We start from the raw sequence: 1766 nt of genomic DNA, 5'->3' as shown, positions 1-1766 counted from the left end.
ATGCGCATATGCAGCGTGGCTTCGACCTGCGCTGTCACTTCGCCTCGCCTCCGGATGCCTTTGAGCTGCGCTGGAATGACCTTGGTGTCGTTGAACACCAGCACGTCGCCGGCCCTGAGCAAGGACGGCAGGTCGCCAACCCTGCGGTCGTCGAACCCTTCGCCGGGTTTGACCACCAGCATCTTGGCGCTGTCGCGCGGCTCCGCCGGACGAAGCGCGATGCGCTCCTCCGGCAAGTCGAAGTCAAAGAGATCGACGCGCATCAGTAGAGCCGGACGAGCAGCGCTCCGGCCAGCAGCAGCACCGCGCCGGCAACGCGGCCGAGCGAGATTTCACGCACCGCGACGCCGAGGAAGCCGACGCGATCGATGAGCATGCCGGCCAGCAACTGGCCGGTGACCAGAAACGCCATCAGCGCGGCCGCACCTATGCGTGGCGTGAGAATCGTCGACAGCGTGACATAGAAACCGCCCAGCATGCCGCCGGCCACGAACAGCCAGGGCGCCGGCGCCTTCCAGTCGAGCGAGATGCCTTGCAGCTTCACCACCGTGACGGAGATGATACCGAGCACGATCGCGCCCGACAGGAACGAAAACGCAGCCGCCGCGACCGGGAGGCCCAGGCCGCGCGCCAGCTGCGAATTGATCGGCGCCTGAATGGCAATGAAGGCGCCGGACAGGATGCCGAGAAGCGACCAGACGACGCCCATCATTGTCGTTTGCCCTTACTTGACGTCGGCCGCGACTTTCAGCGACACGATCTTGTCGGGATCCTGCACCGGCTCGCCGCGCTTGATCTTGTCGACATTGTCCATGCCTTCGATGACCTGGCCCCAGACCGTGTACTGGCGGTTGAGGAAGGCGGCATCGTCGAAGCAGATGAAGAACTGCGAATTGGCCGAGTTCGGGTTCTGCGAGCGGGCCATCGAGCAGGTGCCGCGAGCATGGTTGGCGTTGGAGAATTCAGCCTTCAAATCCGGCTTTTCAGAGCCGCCCATGCCCGCGCGGGACGGCGCGAAGGAAGGCTTGCTCGAATTGCCGAACTTGACGTCGCCGGTCTGCGCCATGAAACCCTCGATGACGCGGTGGAAGACCACGCCGTCATAGGCGCCTTCCCTGGCCAGTTCCTTGATGCGGGCGACATGGCCGGGCGCCAGGTCGGGGAAAAGTTCGATGACGACCTTGCCCTTGGTCGTTTCCATGATGAGCGCGTTCTCGCGATCCTTGATTTCGGCCATGTCAGATATCCTTTTGAGAAACAGAGTTATTCGACAATTTACTTGTCGGCGGCGATGCGCACCTTAATCATCCGGTCGGGATCGGTGACCGTGCCGTTGTCCGCCTGGTCGCCCTTCTTGATTTGGTCCACCAGTTCCATGCCGCTGACGACATTGCCGACGATCGTGTACTGGCCATCGAGGGGCGGTGCCGGAGCGAACATGATGAAGAACTGCGAATTGGCCGAATTTGGGTCCTGCGAGCGGGCCATACCGACCACGCCGCGCTTATAATGTTCGGTCTGTGAGAATTCGGCCGGCAGGTCGGGCAGGTCGGAACCGCCGGTGCCGGCGGCCTCGGCGCTGAAACCCTTTTTCATATTGCCGAACTTGACGTCGCCGGTCTGCGCCATGAAGCCGTCGATGACGCGATGGAAGGCGACGTTGTCATAGGCGCCTTGGCGCACCAGCTTCTTGATCTGCTCGACATGCTTTGGCGCAAGATCGGGCCTCAGCGCAATGGTGACGTCGCCGTCCTTCAGCGTGATGA

4 protein-coding genes are annotated in these 1766 nt (G+C 62.5%); all 4 read right to left on the bottom strand.

Annotated elements, in window-relative coordinates; genetic code table 11:
• The coding region (locus tag EN893_RS32395) for an S-adenosylmethionine:tRNA ribosyltransferase-isomerase (protein ID WP_164901320.1) at positions 1-263 on the bottom strand (263 nt) is incomplete at its 3' end.
• Positions 263-712: a DMT family transporter gene (locus EN893_RS32390; protein WP_127269466.1), complete on the bottom strand. Its 450-nt coding sequence runs from the start codon at positions 710-712 to the stop codon at positions 263-265. The genes EN893_RS32395 and EN893_RS32390, both read right to left, overlap by 1 nt.
• 12 nt (positions 713-724) lie before the next feature.
• Positions 725-1237, bottom strand: a complete 513-nt coding sequence (locus EN893_RS32385; RefSeq protein WP_127269467.1) for a peptidylprolyl isomerase — start codon at positions 1235-1237, stop codon at positions 725-727.
• Positions 1238-1275: 38 nt separating this feature from the next.
• Positions 1276-1764, bottom strand: coding sequence for a peptidylprolyl isomerase (locus EN893_RS32380; protein WP_164764396.1), 489 nt, complete (start codon positions 1762-1764; stop codon positions 1276-1278).
• Positions 1765-1766: the final 2 nt, after the last annotated feature.

This window comes from Mesorhizobium sp. M7A.F.Ca.CA.004.04.2.1 (genome assembly GCF_004022825.1).
Taxonomy (GTDB): Bacteria; Pseudomonadota; Alphaproteobacteria; order Rhizobiales; family Rhizobiaceae; genus Mesorhizobium.
Note: the sequence above shows the minus strand (reverse complement) of the source record. Positions and strands in the feature narration are given on the sequence as shown.